General features: G+C 65.1%; 13 protein-coding genes. 10 read left to right on the top strand and 3 right to left on the bottom strand.

The genetic code is table 11. From position 1 onward, the window contains the following. Positions 1 to 17: 17 nt before the first annotated feature. The 3 genes from EN738_RS06030 to EN738_RS06020 all read right to left on the bottom strand — a co-directional run bounded on the left by EN738_RS06030 (position 18) and on the right by EN738_RS06020 (position 3562). Positions 18 to 1811: a TRAP transporter large permease subunit gene (locus tag EN738_RS06030; RefSeq protein ID WP_127282914.1), complete on the bottom strand. Its 1794-nt coding sequence runs from the start codon at positions 1809 to 1811 to the stop codon at positions 18 to 20. Beyond that, positions 1808 to 2413, bottom strand: a complete 606-nt coding sequence (locus EN738_RS06025; protein ID WP_127282913.1) for a TRAP transporter small permease subunit — start codon at positions 2411 to 2413, stop codon at positions 1808 to 1810. Before EN738_RS06025 ends, EN738_RS06030 begins: the two co-directional genes overlap by 4 nt. 243 nt (positions 2414 to 2656) lie before the next feature. Next, on the bottom strand, positions 2657 to 3562 hold the full coding sequence (locus EN738_RS06020; RefSeq protein WP_127282912.1) for a branched-chain amino acid ABC transporter permease: 906 nt from the start codon (positions 3560 to 3562) through the stop codon (positions 2657 to 2659). A 153-nt stretch (positions 3563 to 3715) separates the two neighbouring features. Between EN738_RS06020 and EN738_RS06015 the strand changes: the two genes are divergently transcribed. From EN738_RS06015 to EN738_RS05970, 10 genes are all read left to right on the top strand, one after another. Continuing rightward, on the top strand, positions 3716 to 4324 hold the full coding sequence (locus tag EN738_RS06015; protein ID WP_127282911.1) for a CGNR zinc finger domain-containing protein: 609 nt from the start codon (positions 3716 to 3718) through the stop codon (positions 4322 to 4324). After that, a complete protein-coding gene (locus EN738_RS06010; RefSeq protein WP_127282910.1) occupies positions 4317 to 4847 on the top strand; it encodes a hypothetical protein in 531 nt (176 codons plus the stop codon). The genes EN738_RS06015 and EN738_RS06010 overlap by 8 nt, the downstream gene beginning before the upstream one ends. Before the next feature lie 204 nt (positions 4848 to 5051). Then, positions 5052 to 8525, top strand: a complete 3474-nt coding sequence (locus EN738_RS06005) for an indolepyruvate ferredoxin oxidoreductase family protein (protein ID WP_127282909.1) — start codon at positions 5052 to 5054, stop codon at positions 8523 to 8525. A gap of 92 nt (positions 8526 to 8617) precedes the next feature. Then, positions 8618 to 10933 (top strand): EAL domain-containing protein, encoded by a 2316-nt coding sequence (locus EN738_RS06000; RefSeq protein WP_127282908.1) that lies wholly within the window; start codon positions 8618 to 8620, stop codon positions 10931 to 10933. A 167-nt stretch (positions 10934 to 11100) separates the two neighbouring features. Next, positions 11101 to 11856 (top strand): hypothetical protein, encoded by a 756-nt coding sequence (locus EN738_RS05995; protein WP_245478321.1) that lies wholly within the window; start codon positions 11101 to 11103, stop codon positions 11854 to 11856. Positions 11857 to 12029: 173 nt separating this feature from the next. Further along, positions 12030 to 12179 carry a DUF3096 domain-containing protein gene (locus tag EN738_RS05990; protein ID WP_127222595.1) on the top strand — a complete coding sequence of 50 codons (150 nt, stop codon included), beginning with the start codon at positions 12030 to 12032 and terminating at the stop codon, positions 12177 to 12179. 166 nt (positions 12180 to 12345) lie between these two features. Continuing rightward, positions 12346 to 12570: an aa3-type cytochrome c oxidase subunit IV gene (locus tag EN738_RS05985; RefSeq protein ID WP_126057003.1), complete on the top strand. Its 225-nt coding sequence runs from the start codon at positions 12346 to 12348 to the stop codon at positions 12568 to 12570. An 85-nt stretch (positions 12571 to 12655) separates the two neighbouring features. Continuing rightward, entirely contained in the window at positions 12656 to 13936 is a 1281-nt protein-coding gene (locus tag EN738_RS05980) for a Re/Si-specific NAD(P)(+) transhydrogenase subunit alpha (RefSeq protein WP_127282906.1), read from the top strand. Beyond that, a complete protein-coding gene (locus EN738_RS05975; RefSeq protein ID WP_127282905.1) occupies positions 13936 to 14355 on the top strand; it encodes a proton-translocating transhydrogenase family protein in 420 nt (139 codons plus the stop codon). The genes EN738_RS05980 and EN738_RS05975 overlap by 1 nt, the downstream gene beginning before the upstream one ends. Before the next feature lies 1 nt (position 14356). Beyond that, the gene (locus EN738_RS05970) at positions 14357 to 15754 is read left to right on the top strand and encodes an NAD(P)(+) transhydrogenase (Re/Si-specific) subunit beta (RefSeq protein ID WP_127282904.1); all 1398 of its coding nucleotides are present in this window, start codon (positions 14357 to 14359) and stop codon (positions 15752 to 15754) included. Positions 15755 to 15811 lie beyond the last annotated feature (57 nt).

Below are 15811 nucleotides of genomic sequence, written 5' to 3'. Positions count from 1 at the left end.
CTGTCGGGCCTCCCCCATCAATTGAAGTTCGGCGGCTGCGACAGATCGGGCGCCGGTGCCGCCGGCGTGGCGGGCGGCGTGTCGCCGAAGCTCGGTGGCTGGGACAGGTCGGTGGCCGGCGCTGCCGGTGCCGCCCCGCCAGAGGCCGGAGCCGCGGCGCCATCCGCCGGCGGCGTGCCGAGCGGCGACAGGCCCGGCATCTGCGGCAACTGGATGTCGATCGTGCCCGGATCAACCGCCGCGCCCTTGTAGTGCATCACCATTTGCGGGAAGGCGATGGTGAGCCCGATCATGATCACCTGGATGCAGACGAAGGGCACCGCACCCCAATAGATCTGGCCGGTGGTGACCGGCGCGATCTGCTTGCCAGTGATGCGGTCGAGATAGGGCACGCGCGCGGCGACCGAGCGCAGGTAGAACAGCGCGAAGCCGAAGGGCGGATGCATGAAGGAGGTCTGCATGTTGACGCCGAGCAGCACGCCGAACCAGATCAGGTCGATGCCGAGCTTGTCGGCGGCGGGCGCCAACAGCGGCACGATGATGAAGGCGAGCTCGAAGAAATCGAGGAAGAAGGCAAGCACGAAGACCAGCGCGTTGACGCCGATCAGGAAGCCGACCTCGCCGCCCGGCAGCGAGGTGAGCAGATGCTCGACCCAGAGGTGGCCGTTGACGCCGTAGAAGGTCAGCGAGAAGACGCGCGCGCCGATCAGGATGAACAGCACGAAGGAGGACAGCCTGGTCGTCGCGGTCAGCGCCTGCTTGATCACATCCAGCGAGAGCCGCCCCTTTGCCGCCGCCATGATCAATGCGCCGACGGAGCCCATGGCGCCGCCCTCGGTCGGGGTGGCGATGCCAAGGAAGATGGTGCCGAGCACCAGGAAGATCAGCGCCAGCGGCGGGATCAGCACGATGATCACCTGCTGCGCCAACCGGGACATCATGTTGATGTTCAGGCCCTTGTCGGCAATCGCCACGACATAGATCAGGATCACGCCGACGCAGGCGCCGAGAATGTCGGCATTGTCGCCATGCGCCGGCGCCAGATAGCGGTAGGCGGCGTAGGACACAGCGACCGCAACCGCCAGCGCCACGATCAGCGACACCACGCCATGGCCGAGCGTGCGGGCTTCGAGCGGCAGGGCCGGCATCGATTTCGGCCGGACGATCGACATGATCAGGATGTAGAGCATGTAGATGCCCGTGAGCACGAGGCCGGGGATCAGCGCGCCGGCATACATGTCGCCGACGGAGCGGCCGAGCTGGTCGGCGAGCACGATCAGCACCAGCGAGGGCGGGATGATCTGGGCGAGCGTGCCCGATGCCGCGATGACGCCCGACGCCACACGGCGGTCATAGCCGTAGCGCAGCATGATCGGCAGCGAGATCAAACCCATGGCGATGACCGACGCCGCCACGACACCGGTGGTCGCCGCAAGCAGCGCGCCGACGAAGATGACGGCATAGGCCAGGCCGCCGCGGATCGGCCCGAACAGCTGGCCGATCGTGTCGAGCAGGTCCTCGGCCATGCCGGATCGCTCCAGCACGATGCCCATGAAGGTAAAGAACGGGATCGCCAGCAGCGTGTCGTTCGACATCACCCGGCTGCCGTAGAAATTGTCGGGCAGCGCATGCAGCAGGGGCCAGGCCAGGTTTATCGAGCCGCCCGAATAGGGCGACAGCAGGACGCCGATTGAGAAGAACAAAAGGCCGTTGGCGGCGAGCGAGAAGGCGACGGGGTAGCCGATCAAAAGGAAGATGATCAGCGAGGCGAACATGATCGGCGCCATGTTTTGGGCGATGAACTCGATCATGGGCGCACCTCGCCGGCCAGCGCCTTGGCTTCTTCGGCGAGTGCTTTCGCCTCGAGTTCGGCCTGCTCATGCGCCGATATGAAGGGATTGGGATCGTCCATGTCGCCGCGCATGATGGCGATCTTCTTGATGATCTCGGAGATGCCCTGCAGCGCCAGCAGGAAGAAGCCGACAAGCAGGATCGCCTTCGCCGGCCAGACGATCAGCCCGCCGGCATTGGTCGACATTTCGCCGCTGCGGAAGGACAGCGACACATAGGGCACGAAATAGATCACCATCAGGGTGACGAACGGCATCAGGAACAGCATGTGGCCGAGCAGGTCGATCCAGTGCTGCACCCGGCGCGAGAACATGCCGTAGACGATGTCGATGCGGATATGGTCGTTCTGCTTCAGCGTATAGGCGGCGGCCAGCATGAAGGCGGCGCCGAACAGATACCATTGCAATTCAAGCCACGCGTTCGACGATATGTCGAAGACCTTGCGGATGATCGCGTTGCCGGCACTGACCAGGATCGCCAACAGGATCAGCCACGACACCCATCTGCCGATGAACTCGTTCACACGGTCGATCGTTCTGGATAGAGCGAGCAGCCCTGCCATGCATTCCTCCCTCCGCGCATCGGCCCGAAAATCGGTTTCGATTTCCGGAAATCGCGATGCGCAATTCAAAATATCGGAGGCGCGCCGGCTCCCCTTATTTTCCGACGTGCCGCAGTGGCCCAACGGTATGCCGTGCGTGGCACGGCGGGTCAACACGGCAGAGGGGCGGTCAACATGGTTGTGAGACGGGGACGCCGGCAAACCGCCGGCTAGCGGGGCACGATGCAACCAAAGTCTGATAGGTCAGGCGATTTTCTGCTGGTCGCGGCCGGCGCCGATCAGCACCAGCATGGCGACGAGGAACAGATACATCCAAGCATCGCGCCATTCGAGCGGGAAATAGCCGGCCCACAGCGATTCGGCCATGCCGAAGGCGGCGGCACCGAGCGCGGCGCGCGGCGGCGAGAGATAGCCGCCGACCGCCGTCACGAACAGCACCTTCAACCCGTAGACCAGGCCGGTGCCGAAGCTGATGTTGCCATAGTAGATGCCGGCCAGCACGCCGGCGAGCGCGGCGCAGAAGCCGCCGAGCAGAACCGCCTGGCGGAAGACCGAGCGCACGTCGACGCCGCACATCGCCGCCGCCCTGGGATCGTCGGAGACGGCGCGCCAGGAGCGTCCGAACCGGGAGCGGGCGAACGCCCAGGCGGCAAGCGCGATGGCCGCCAGCACGGCGGCGCAGTCGAGCAGCTGGATCAGCGTCAGCGTCGCCTTGAAGCCGTCGTGCTCGGCGAAGACGACCGGCACGGCCAGCATCGGCGGCAGCCACAGGTCGTGCGTGTCGGCGGCGATGCGGCTTGACTCCGAAAGCACCAGCAATACGCCGAGCGTCGTCACCACGATGGCGTTGGGCGAGCGGTCGGCCAGCGGCTCGAAGACGTTGCGCGACAGGACGCGGCTGATCAGCGCCGCATAGAGGAAGGCCGCAAGCACGCCGAGCGCGACAGAGGCATAGAGCGTCAGCCAAAGCGCCTGGTAGCCGAAGGCGGCGGCAAGAATCATTGTGTGGCCGCAGAAGGCGAAGACCGCGCCATAGGCGAGGTTGGTGCGGTGCAGGATGCCGTTGGTCAGCACATAGCCGAAGGCGAGAAGCGCATAGAGCGCGCCCGAATGCAGCCCGTTCAGAACCTGCTGGAAGAAATAGAGCATGCGCAGACCTCGGAGCATGTCGCCCAAAAGTGCCTAGCGGTTTTGGGGCAACGACATGCTCGAAACAGGGGCAGCGGCAACTCGCAACCCTGCGCGGAACGTTGCATTCGGAATCTAACTTGTCAAACGCGATTTATCGGTTAGATTTCTGTCATGACGGTATCCTGGACCCCGCACCGCTTCACCGGCGGCATTCTCGCGCTCGACACCGCGAACACCGTCGTGCTGCGCAACGACCCGGAGAAGACCTTCGACCGTTTCGACAATCGGGCCGAGATCGCCCGTTTCGCCGAGGCGGCGAGCGGCTTCCGCGCCAGCGAGCTCGGCAACCGCAAGCTGGAAGCGCCGGCGCCCGAGGCGATCGCACCGGTGGTGTTGTCGATCCGCGAGACCACCGACCGCCTGTTCCGCAACGCGGTGGCAAAGGGCGCGATCGCCACCGGCGACCTGCCCGATTTCCTGGCGGCCTGCGCCGACGGACTGGCGCAAAGCCGCACCGAAATCGGCGCTTCGGGGCAGCCGTTCGGCGACCCGGCGACACCGATGGCCTTCGAGTCGGCGCTGGCCGTCTCGGCGCTGTCGCTGCTGCGCGAGGAGACGGTCGCGAGGCTCAGGATCTGTCCCAACTGCAGCTGGCTGTTCGTCGACCGCAGCCGCAATTCCAGTCGCCTCTGGTGCGACATGGCGGTGTGCGGCAACCGGCAAAAGGCAAACCGTTATTACCGCCGCCGCACGGCGGCCAGGGAGGCTACCGATGTCTAGGAAAAATTCGCGCTCGATCGTTCTCGGCGCCGCTCTGCTGGCGGTGGCAATGCTTGGCGCCTGCCGCGATTCCGGCAAGGAGCAGCTGTTCGCCATTTCCGGCAAGCTGTTCGAGTTCAATTACCGGCTGGGCATCGCCACCTATGTCGTCACCCTCAACCCGCTGCGGCCGATGGGAGAAGGCCAGGTTGCCGTGGTCAGCTTCCAGAACCCGGCCGGCGGAGATCCGATCATCGTCAACCAGAAGATCTGGCCCAAGCTGCCGCATATAACGCTGACCAGCCCGCCGCTCACCTGCGTAGTCAAGGACAAGCCCTATTCGATCTCGATCCGCATCGAGGACGCCGATGGCACGCTGCTGCAGAGCTTCGAGACGACGCTGACCTCGTCGATGGATCAGTCGGTGCTGCCGGACCGTCCGCTGGTGGTCGGGCCGGTCTACGAGCTCAACAAGGACATGATCGGCCATGTCGACGGCAAGCTGCCGGGCGAGCCCAAGCCCGATTGCTCGAAGGCCGCCTGAGGTTCAGGGGCCGGAATTTTCGTGCTCGGCTGAACCGCCCTGGTGCCGTTGCATGCGTCAACGGCCGCCGATTTGACCGTTTGTTGCGCGTCGTCTGGCACCTGCGATTTCGTTTGACCTCTCCGGCAAGGGGAGAAAGACTGCGGCGTCCCACTCCGACGTAGGCCGCGCGATTCCGTGCGCCCTCCGCGAAGGAAATGCCTGATGACGCTGCATGACGTCGCGCTCGACGACAAGTTCGACCTTGGCAAGGAGCGCATCTTCCTTTCCGGCGCGCAGGCCGTCATCCGCATGCTTCTGATGCAGCGCGAGCGCGATCGCCGCGCGGGGCTGAACACCGCCGGCTTCGTCTCCGGCTATCGCGGCTCGCCGCTCGGCGGCCTCGACATGCAGCTGTGGAAGGCCAAGAAGCAGCTGGCGCAGTCCGACATCGTCTTCCAGCCCGGCCTCAACGAAGAGCTTGCCGCCACCGCCTGCTGGGGCACGCAGCAGGCCGAATTGCTGGGCGAAGGCACGCATGACGGCGTCTTTTCGGTCTGGTACGGCAAGGGGCCGGGCGTCGATCGCTCCGGCGACGTGTTCCGGCACGCCAACCTCGCCGGCTCGTCGAAGCATGGCGGCGTGCTTGCCCTGATGGGCGACGACCACATGGCCGAATCGTCGACCAACGCGCACGCCACCGAATTCCTGTTCGTCGACACGATGGTGCCGATCCTCAACCCGGCCGGCGTCCAGGAGATCATCGACTACGGGCTCTACGGCTTCGCCATGTCGCGCTTCGCCGGCACCTGGGCGGCGATCAAATGCGTCAAGGACAACATCGAATCGACGGCCTCCGTCGACGCCTCGCTGGAGCGGCTGAACATCGTGGTGCCGCCGTTCGACATGCCGCCCGGCGGCCTCAACATCCGCCACGAGATCGACATGCTCGGCCAGGAGGAGCGGCTGCATGAGTACAAGCGCTACGCGGCCTCCGCCTTCATCCACGTCAACGGGCTGAACCGCATCATCTATTCGGGCGGCCGCAATCCGAAGCTCGGCGTCATCACCATCGGCAAGAGCTATCTCGACGTACGCCAGGCGCTGGAGGATATCGGCATCGACGAGGCTGCGGCCAACCGCATCGGCATCCGCCTGTTCAAGGTCGGCTGCCCGTGGCCGCTCGACCTGCAGCATGTCGCCGACTTCGCCCGCGGCCTCGACACCATCGTCGTCGTCGAGGAGAAGCGCTCGCTGATCGAGGTGCAACTGCGCGAAAGCCTCTACGGCACCGCCAGCCAGCCGGCGATCGTCGGCAAGAAGGACGAGCGCGGCGACTGGCTGTTCCCGGCCAAGGGCGCGCTCGATCCGAACGAGATCGCGATCGCGCTCGGCGAGCGGATCCTGCGCACCATCGGCCCGTCGGAAGAGATCGCGGCGCGGGTGGCGAAACTGCGCCAGTTCCAGGCCATGCTCGCCGATACCGTCGATATCGGCTCGCGTACGCCCTTCTTCTGCTCCGGCTGCCCGCACAATTCCTCGACCAAGGTGCCGGACGGGTCGCTGGCCGCCGCCGGCATCGGCTGCCATTTCATGGCGCTGTGGATGGACAGGAACACCGTCGGCTTCACCGCGATGGGTGGCGAAGGCGCGCAGTGGGTCGGCCAGGCGCCATTCTCGAAACGCGACCACATCTTCCAGAATCTCGGCGACGGCACCTACAATCACTCCGGCGCGCTGGCGATCCGCTTCGCGCTGTCGAGCGATGCCAACATCACCTACAAGATCCTCTACAACGACGCCGTGGCCATGACCGGCGGCCAGCCGCATGAGGGCGGGCTGACCGTCGACATGATCGCCAGGCAGGTGCGGGCCGAAGGCGTCGAGCGCATCGCCATCGTCACCGACGAACCGGACAAATACGCGGGGAAGGCCGACTTCCCGGCTGACGCGACCATCCATCACCGCGACGACCTCGACCTCGTGCAGCGTGAATTGCGCGGGGTCAAGGGCATCTCCGTGCTTCTCTACGACCAGACCTGCGCCGCCGAGAAGCGCCGCCGCCGCAAGCGCGGGACCTTCCCCGACCCCGACAAACGCATCTTCATCAACGAGCTGGTGTGCGAGGGCTGCGGCGATTGCGGGGTGCAATCCAACTGCGTCTCGATCCAGCCGGTCGAGACCGAATTCGGCCGCAAGCGACGCATCGACCAGTCGAGCTGCAACAAGGATTTCTCCTGCGTCAACGGCTTCTGCCCGTCTTTCGTCACCGTGCACGGCGCCAAGATCAGGAAGGCCGAGGGCATCGCCGGCAGGACCGACCCGCTCCATGGCGTGCCCACCCCGGCCGAGTTCCCCCTCGGCGCGCAGGGATGGGCCGGGATCATCGACGGCGTCGGCGGCACCGGCGTCGTCACCATCGGCGCCGTGCTCGGCATGGCGGCGCATCTCGAGGACAAGGGCTGCGGCATGATCGACATGGCCGGCCTCGCCCAGAAGGGCGGCTCGGTGTTCACCCATGTGCGCATCGCACGCACGCCGGACGAGATCCACGCCATCCGCGTTTCGGCGGGGAAGGCCGACCTGGTGCTCGGCTGCGACCTCGTCGTGTCGGGCGCGCAGAAGGTGCTGGCGGCGGTGCGCGAGGGCCATACGATCTTCCTCGCCAATACCGCCGAGATCATGCCCGGCGAATTCACCCGCTCCGCCGACTTCTCCCTGCCGGTCGAGCGGCTGAAAAAGGCGATCCGCACTACCGCAGGCGAGGGCAAGGCGCATTTCTTCGACGCCACCCGCACCGCCACCCAATTGTTCGGCAACTCGCTCGGCGCCAACATGTTCATGCTCGGCTTCGCCTTCCAGCATGGCGGGCTGCCGCTGTCGGCCGAGGCGGTCGAGAAGGCGATCGAGCTCAATGGCGAGGCAGTGGCGATGAACGTCGCCGCGTTCCGCTGGGGCCGCCGCGCCGCGCATGAGCCGGATTTCGTGCGCGGCCTCGTCAGCCAGCCGGGCAAGGCGGCCGCCGCGCCCGCCGAAACGCTGGACGAGATCATCGCCCGCCGCGTCGCCTTCCTCACCGCCTATCAGAACCCAGCCTACGGCAAGCGCTATGCCCAAAGGCTCGCCGCGCTGCGCCAGGCCGAGGGCAAGGCGGCGCCTGGCTCGACGGTGGTGACCGGGGCCGCCGCCCGGAACCTGTTCAAGCTGATGGCGATCAAGGACGAATACGAGGTGGCGCGCCTCTATACCGACGGCACCTTCGCCGCCGAGCTATCGAAACAGTTCCAGAGCTACGACAAGCTCGAATTCCATCTGGCGCCGCCGATGCTGGGCCGGCGCGGCAATGACGGCCGCCCGAGGAAATCGAATTTCGGCCCCTGGATGATGAAGGGGTTTCGCCTGCTTGCGGCGCTGAAAGGCTTACGCGGCACGGCTTTCGACATCTTCGGCCACAGCGCGGAAAGGCGCATGGAGCGGCAGCTCCTGGCACAGTACGAGGCCGACCTGGAGTTGATCGCCGGCGCGCTGGCGCCTGGCAGAATCGAGGCGGCCACCGCGCTTGCCTCGGTGCCGGCGCTGATCCGCGGCTACGGCCACGTCCGGCAGGTGAGCGCCGAAAAGGCCGCCGGCGAGCGTTCGAGACTGCTGGAGCGCCTGGCGAAAGCGCCGGCAAGGTCGGAACTGCAGGCCGCCGAGTGACCCCAAAAGCGCCCGGAAACCAGGCGTTTCAGCCCAGGCTAAAGATTTTTTAATGGGACTATGGCAAGGCTGGGGCTCAATGGGCGCCAGTAATGGGCAGAACAAAAACCGATAACATCCCTGTGGATGTTTATATCCAGTTTGTGCGCTCGTTGTTCGACAACGCGCACATGCTGGTCATCGGCGCGAGCTGCCACGCCGTCGTCAGCCTCATGGTCTACTGGCGCAACGGCCAGCCGGTTTTCCTGGCGCTCGCCGGCGCGTTGCTCGGCGTCGGCGTCTGGCGCTACTTCAGCCTGCGGCGCTTCCATCGCTCGGGCGGCGAGATTCGCGACGCCGCCGATGCGACGAAATGGGAGCGCGAGTACATCCTGAAGGGTAGCCTGCAAGGGCTGCTGCTGGGGATTTTTTGCTTCATATCCATCTATGTCTACTCGGATTCCTATGCCGAGATCGGCGCGTTGTCGGTAACGCTGGCCTCCCTGGTGACCGTCGTTGGCCGAAATTACGGCTCGCCGCGCATGGTCATGATCTTCGCAGTGACCTTCGTCGGACCTATCGCTGCCGCCCTCATTCTCAGGGTCGACATCCCCTATGTCGTGCTCGGCCTGCTGATCATCCCGTTCATGTTCATCATCAAGGGCAGTGCCGACCACGTCCGCAATGTGCTGTTCTCGGCCGTCGTCGGGCACAAGCAGGCCAGGCAGCTCGCGCAGCGCTTCAACCGCGCCCTCAACACCATGTCGCATGGCCTGGTCATGCTTGGCCCGGACGGCAAGGTGGTGGTCGGCAATGCCGAGGCCGCCCATCTGATGTCGCTGAAATCGCCGGAGCAACTGCTCGGGCGGTCGATCCATTCGCTGCTGATGCGCGGCGTTGCCGGCGGCATGCTGGCGCCGAAGGACTGCCGCTATGTCGAGGCGCAGCTGACGCGCGCGCTGCGCGAAGGACGCGACCGCAAGGTGCTGGTGTCCTTCTCCAACGGCCAGCACTTCGAATTCTCGGCGCGCGAAGGCAGCCAGGACCTTGGCGTCATCACCTTCGAGGACGTCACTGCGCGTGTCGAGGCGGAGGAAAAGATCCGCTTCATGGCGCGCTACGACAACCTCACCGGCCTGCCCAATCGCGCCTATTTCCATGAGCTCGTCGGGGAACTGATGGCCTCTGGCGACCGGGATCGCCTGTGCGGCCTGTCGGTGGTCGACCTCGACGATTTCAAGAGCGTCAACGACACGCTCGGCCATCCCGTTGGCGACGGCCTGATCTACGCCGTGGCGGAACGGCTGGCAGCCGTAGCCGGGCAAGGCATCACCGTCAGCCGCTTCGGCGGCGACGAGTTCATGATCTTCTTCGATCGCATCGAGGACGAGAGCCATCTGACCGGCCTGCTCGACCAGATATTCGCCGACCTGCAGGGTGAAGTCGACGTCGCCGGTCACGGGCTGCGCATCCAGGCCAGCGCGGGCGCCGTGCTGTCCAAGGTCGCGGACACCGACGTCGATGCCATGATCGTCAAGGCCGACCTTGCGCTCTACAAGGCCAAGGAGCTCGGCAAGAACAACTGGCGGCTGTTCGAGGCGTCGATGGACGCCGCCTTCCGCAACCGCCAGCTGATGAAGGCTGACCTGCGCAGCGCCGTGGAAAGCAAGGGCCTGCGGGTTGTCTATCAGCCGATCGTGTCGATGCACACGATGCGCATCGCCAGCTGCGAGGCGCTCTGCCGTTGGGATCATCCCGATCTCGGGCCGATTTCGCCGAGCATCTTCATCCCGCTGGCCGAGGAGATGGGCATCATCTCCGAGATCAGCACCTTCGTGTTGCAGGCGGCCTGCGCCGAGTGCGCCAAATGGCCGGACCAGACCAGCGTCTCAGTCAATCTGTCCGCCAAGGATTTCCGCAACCACGACGTCATCCAGAAGGTCCGTGACGCGCTGGCCGCTTCCGGGCTCGCGGCGGGCCGCCTGGAGATCGAGGTCACCGAAACCGCGCTGCTCGACGACAAGTCGCTGACGCGGCAGTACATCGAGGAGCTGAAGCAACTCGGCGTGCGCATCGCCCTCGACGACTTCGGCACCGGCTATTCGAGCCTGAGCTATCTGCACAAGCTGCCGCTCGACAAGATCAAGATCGATCGCTCGTTCCTGATGGACGTCACCCAGAACCCGCGCTCGCTCGACCTCCTGAAGGGCGTCGTCGATCTTACGCGGATCCTCGGTCTCACCGTCACCGTCGAAGGCGTTGAAACCTTCGAACAGCTCAAGATCCTGCTGCATTCGGTCAAGCCGGACCTGGTCCAGGGCTTCCTCTTCGGCGCCGCGCTGAGCGCGTCGGGCATCGAGACCATGTCCAACGTGACCTGGCCTTTCGCCGCTGAGTTGCGGCCGGCCGCGAAACTCGCCGCCACCTGAAATATCCCGCGAAACGCCCCGAAGCCGCGCATCCTTTGGGTTTAACCATTTGTTAACGTTAATTTAGGGTAAACTCAAAAGCTCGGAATTTCGCTTCTGGTTCTTTCGCCTGTTCGCTATGGTCCTCTTGCGGCGGCACGAGGATTTACAAAGTGGAAGCTCAGTTGGTGGGTACGCCTCTGGCGGCGGCTAAAGCCAGGGGTCAGCAGCGTCCCTCGGTGTTTTCAGATCACATCATGGAAGTTCTGGAGCACATCGAGTATCGCCTTTGCGACGGCGCCGAAGACCTCGAGGCAATCTATCGGCTTCGCTACAATTCCTACCTTCACGCCGGCATGGTGAAGCCCGATGCTTCCCGCATGGTGAAGGACAGCTTCGACGACCTTCCCAATTGCTATCGCTTCGGCGTGTTCTTCGACGGCTCGCTGGTCAGCACCATCAGAATTCACCATGCCAACGCGAAGCATCCAGTTTCGCCCAGCACCGATGTCTTCGGCGACGTGCTGGCGCGGCGCCTGGCGGCCGGCGAGACCTTCGTCGATCCGAGCCGGTTCGCCGCCGATCTCGAATGGTCGAGCAGCCTGCGGGTGCTGCCCTATGTGACGCTGAGGCTGGCGGTGGTTGCCTGCAGCCATTTCAAGCCGACCTATTGCCTGACGGCGATCAAGGAAGAGCATTCCGCCTTCTATCATCGCATCTTCCGATCGGAGCAGGCGGTGCCGCCGCGGAACTATCCCGGCCTGACCGTTCCCGTGCATCTGTTCCAGTCGAAGTGCTCCGAGAACATGCAGGCGACGCTGGACCGCTTCCCGTTCTTCAACTCCACGACGTTCGAACAGCGCATGCTTTTCCAACGCCCCAAGCGGGGCGAGCTGGCGCCGCTGACCATCCTGCCGACCGCCAAATACTTCGAGGCGGCCTGACCCCCGCGGCTTTTTTGCCCCTGTCGTCGTGCCGAAACCCGCGGCATTTTCTTCGGCGACATGCGTCGGCTGGAGCCTTCCGGGCGCGCCGGCGTTGTAAGGGGCGACAGGCACCACCTGCAGATTGTATCGCCACGGATTGGTGATCACCGCTTTTGGAAAGGACCCCCGACATGACCATTTCCGCGCTTACGCTGACCCCGTTGATCTCGCTGATCGCCGGCGTGCTGATCCTGGTCATGCCCAGGCTGCTGAACTACATCGTCGCGCTCTATCTGATCATCGCCGGCCTGCTCGGACTGTTCCCGCATCTCGGCGGCTGAAGGTCTGAAGGCCGTCATCGCCCCTTCACGGCCAGCGGGCCGGTCGGGGTCGCGGTCTTCAACTTTCCTTTGAGGCTGTTGTGCCGGGCGATGCGGCAATAGCGCCATTGCTCTGCGTCCAGCTTTTCGCTATGTGCCTCCAAGATGTCTTCGAAGGGGTATTCCTATGGCTGATCACACGCCGACCGGTCCTGTCGAACTGGGCGCGAAGATGGACTATGCCGAGCATGACCGCACCTATGCGGGCTTCCTGGCGCTGGCCAAATACGGTTCGCTCTTTTGCCTCGCCGTGATGATTTCGATGGCTTTCGGCTTCTTCGTAGGCGGCTTCTTCTCGGCGGTCATCCTCTGGGCCGTGATCCTGGCCGCCGGCTTCTTCATCCTCCGATAGACCTTACAAATCTCTTGCCTCGGACGTCGCCGGAGGCCCCGGCTGGCGTCCCGCGCAGACAGGTTCCAGCCGAAAGGATCATGCGGTGGGGCAGACGGTTTTCATCCCTCGTGAGCTTGACGCGAACGAGCAGCGCGTTGCTGCCTCGCCGGACACGGTGAAGCGACTGGCCGGCCTCGGCTTCGAGGTGGTGGTCGAAAAAGGCGCGGGCACCGGCTCGCGCATCCCCGACCAGGACTTTGCCGCGAACGGCGCCAAGATCGGCACGGCCGGTGATGCCAAGAAGGCCGACGTGGTGCTGAAGGTGCGCCGCCCGACCGATGCGGAGCTGAAAGGCTACAAGCAGGGCGCCGCCGTCATCGCCATCATGGATCCTTACGGCAACGACGCGGCCGTCGCCGCCATGGCCAAGGCCGGCATCACCGCTTTCTCGATGGAGTTCATGCCGCGCATCACCCGCGCGCAGGTGATGGATGTGCTGTCCTCGCAGGCCAATCTCGCCGGCTACCAGGCGGTGATCGATGCGGCCGCCGAATATGACCGGGCGCTGCCGATGATGATGACGGCGGCCGGAACCGTGCCGGCGGCCAAGGCCTTCATCATGGGCGTCGGCGTCGCCGGCCTGCAGGCGATCGCCACCGCGCGCCGGCTTGGCGCCGTCGTCACCGCCACCGACGTGCGTCCGGCGGTGAAGGAACAGGTGCAGTCGCTCGGCGCGAAATTCCTGGCGGTCGAGGACGAAGAGTTCAAGGCGGCCGAGACGGCGGGCGGCTATGCCAAGGAAATGTCGAAGGAATACCAGGCTAAGCAGGCGGCGCTGACCGCCGAGCACATCGCCAAGCAGGACATCGTGATCACCACGGCGCTGATCCCCGGCCGTCCGGCGCCGAAGCTGGTCTCGGCGGCGATGGTCGCCTCGATGAAGCCGGGCTCGGTGATCGTCGACCTCGCCGTCGAGCGCGGCGGCAATGTCGAGGGCGCGCAAGCCGGCAAGGTCGTGACCACGGCGAACGGCGTCAAGATCGTCGGCCATCTCAACGTGCCGGGCCGCGTCGCGGCGTCGGCCTCGCTGCTCTACGCCAAGAACCTGTTCGCCTTCCTCGAGACGCTGGTCGACAAGGAAAGCAAGACGCTTGCCATCAAGCGCGATGACGAACTGGTCAAGGCGACCATGCTGACCGACGCAGGCCGGGTGGTGCACCCCAATTTCGCCAAGGCCGACCAGCAGCCGCGCCTTGAACCGGCGGCTGTGCCCGCCACGACCCTGGTCGCCGAGGCTTCCGAGAAGAAGACGGCGCCCAAAAAGACCGCAGACAAGAAAACCGCTACGAGCAAGTCCGCTGCCAAGCCGAAGGGGATCGCGTGATGGACGCCTTGCAGAAAGCCCTCGACCAGCTCGACCAGGCAACCGCCGCCGTCAGGCTCGCCGTGCAGGACCTGGCCACAGCGCCCGGCGCCGAGGCGGCGGGCGATGCAGCCCATGCACTCTCCGGCGGCGCCATCGACCCCTTCGTCTTCCGCTTCGCCATCTTCGTGCTGGCGATTTTCGTCGGCTACTATGTCGTCTGGTCGGTCACGCCGGCGCTGCACACGCCGCTGATGGCCGTCACCAACGCCATCTCGTCGGTCATCGTCGTCGGCGCGCTGCTTGCCGTCGGCATCTCGGCCTCCGGCCTTGCCACCGGCTTCGGCTTCGTCGCGCTGATGCTGGTGTCCGTCAACATCTTCGGCGGCTTCCTCGTCACCCAGCGCATGCTGGCGATGTACAAGAAGAAGGACAAGTGACGTGAACGCCAACTTCGCTTCCTTCCTCTATCTGGTCTCCGGCATCCTGTTCATCCTGGCGCTGCGCGGCCTGTCGCACCCGACCACCAGCCGGCAGGGCAACCTCTACGGCATGATCGGCATGGGCATCGCCATTGCCACCACGCTGGCACTGGCCATTCCATCGGCCGGCGGCTTCGGCCTGATCGTGCTCGGTCTTGCCATCGGCGGTGGCGTCGGCGCGGTCACCGCGCGCCGCATCGCCATGACCTCTATGCCGCAGCTGGTCGCCGCCTTTCACTCGCTGGTCGGCCTTGCCGCCGTGATGGTCGCGGCCGCGGCCATCTACGCGCCGGAAAGCTTCGGCATCGGCACGGCGGGCGACATCCATGCCCAGGCGCTGATCGAGATGAGCCTTGGCGTCGCCATCGGCGCCATCACCTTCACCGGCTCGGTCATCGCCTTCCTCAAGCTCGACGGCCGCATGTCCGGCAAGCCGATCATGATCGGCGGCCGCCACTTCATCAACGCGGCGCTCGGCATCGCGCTGGTGGTGCTGATCGTGCTTCTGGTCACCACCGAAGCCAAGTTGGTGTTCTGGCTGATCGTCGCCGCGTCGCTGGTGCTCGGCGTGCTGCTCATCATCCCGATCGGCGGCGCCGACATGCCGGTCGTGGTGTCGATGCTGAATTCCTATTCGGGCTGGGCCGCCGCGGCGCTCGGCTTCACGCTCGGCAACCTGGCGCTGATCATTACTGGCGCGCTGGTCGGCTCGTCGGGCGCGATCCTGTCCTACATCATGTGCAAGGGCATGAACCGCTCCTTCATCTCGGTCATCCTCGGCGGCTTCGGCGGCGAGACGGCGGCAGCGGCCGACGACGGCATCGAGCGCACCGTCAAGCAGGGCTCGGCCGACGACGCTGCCTATCTGATGATGAACGCGCAGAAGGTCATCATCGTGCCCGGCTACGGCATGGCGGTGGCGCAGGCGCAGCATGCGCTGCGCGAGATGGCCGACAAGCTCAAGGCCAACGGCGTCGAGGTCAAGTACGCCATCCATCCGGTTGCCGGCCGCATGCCCGGCCACATGAACGTTCTGCTCGCCGAGGCCAACGTGCCCTATGACGAGGTGTTCGAGCTCGAGGACATCAACTCCGAATTCGCGCAGGCCGACGTCGCCTATGTCATCGGCGCCAACGACGTCACCAACCCGTCCGCGCGCGACGACAAGTCCTCGCCCATCTACGGCATGCCGATCCTCGACGTCGACAAGGCCCGCACCTGCCTGTTCGTCAAGCGCTCGCTCGGCTCCGGCTATGCCGGCATCGACAACACGCTGTTCTACAAAGACGGCACCATGATGCTGCTCGGCGACGCCAAGAAAATGACCGAGGAAATCGTCAAGGCGTTTGATCACTGATCAAGCCGCAACCTTCTATAGGAAGGTTGTCGGCCCGGACGGATCTCAGGATCCAGA

Source organism: Mesorhizobium sp. M4B.F.Ca.ET.017.02.2.1 (assembly GCF_003998955.1).
GTDB classification, from domain to species: Bacteria; Pseudomonadota; Alphaproteobacteria; order Rhizobiales; family Rhizobiaceae; genus Mesorhizobium; species Mesorhizobium abyssinicae.
The sequence above is the reverse complement of the archived record's forward strand: the minus strand, read 5'-3'. Positions and strand labels throughout refer to the sequence as shown.

Coding starts and splice junctions, on each gene's coding strand:
- EN738_RS06020 (WP_127282912.1), bottom strand. CDS start 3,562: ATGCTCTATTTCTTCCAGCAGGTTCTGAACGGGCTGCATTCGGGCGCG.
- EN738_RS06015 (WP_127282911.1), top strand. CDS start 3,716: ATGACGGTATCCTGGACCCCGCACCGCTTCACCGGCGGCATTCTCGCG.
- EN738_RS06025 (WP_127282913.1), bottom strand. CDS start 2,413: ATGGCAGGGCTGCTCGCTCTATCCAGAACGATCGACCGTGTGAACGAG.
- EN738_RS06010 (WP_127282910.1), top strand. CDS start 4,317: ATGTCTAGGAAAAATTCGCGCTCGATCGTTCTCGGCGCCGCTCTGCTG.
- EN738_RS06005 (WP_127282909.1), top strand. CDS start 5,052: ATGACGCTGCATGACGTCGCGCTCGACGACAAGTTCGACCTTGGCAAG.
- EN738_RS05990 (WP_127222595.1), top strand. CDS start 12,030: ATGACCATTTCCGCGCTTACGCTGACCCCGTTGATCTCGCTGATCGCC.
- EN738_RS06000 (WP_127282908.1), top strand. CDS start 8,618: ATGGGCAGAACAAAAACCGATAACATCCCTGTGGATGTTTATATCCAG.
- EN738_RS05975 (WP_127282905.1), top strand. CDS start 13,936: ATGGACGCCTTGCAGAAAGCCCTCGACCAGCTCGACCAGGCAACCGCC.
- EN738_RS05985 (WP_126057003.1), top strand. CDS start 12,346: ATGGCTGATCACACGCCGACCGGTCCTGTCGAACTGGGCGCGAAGATG.
- EN738_RS06030 (WP_127282914.1), bottom strand. CDS start 1,811: ATGATCGAGTTCATCGCCCAAAACATGGCGCCGATCATGTTCGCCTCG.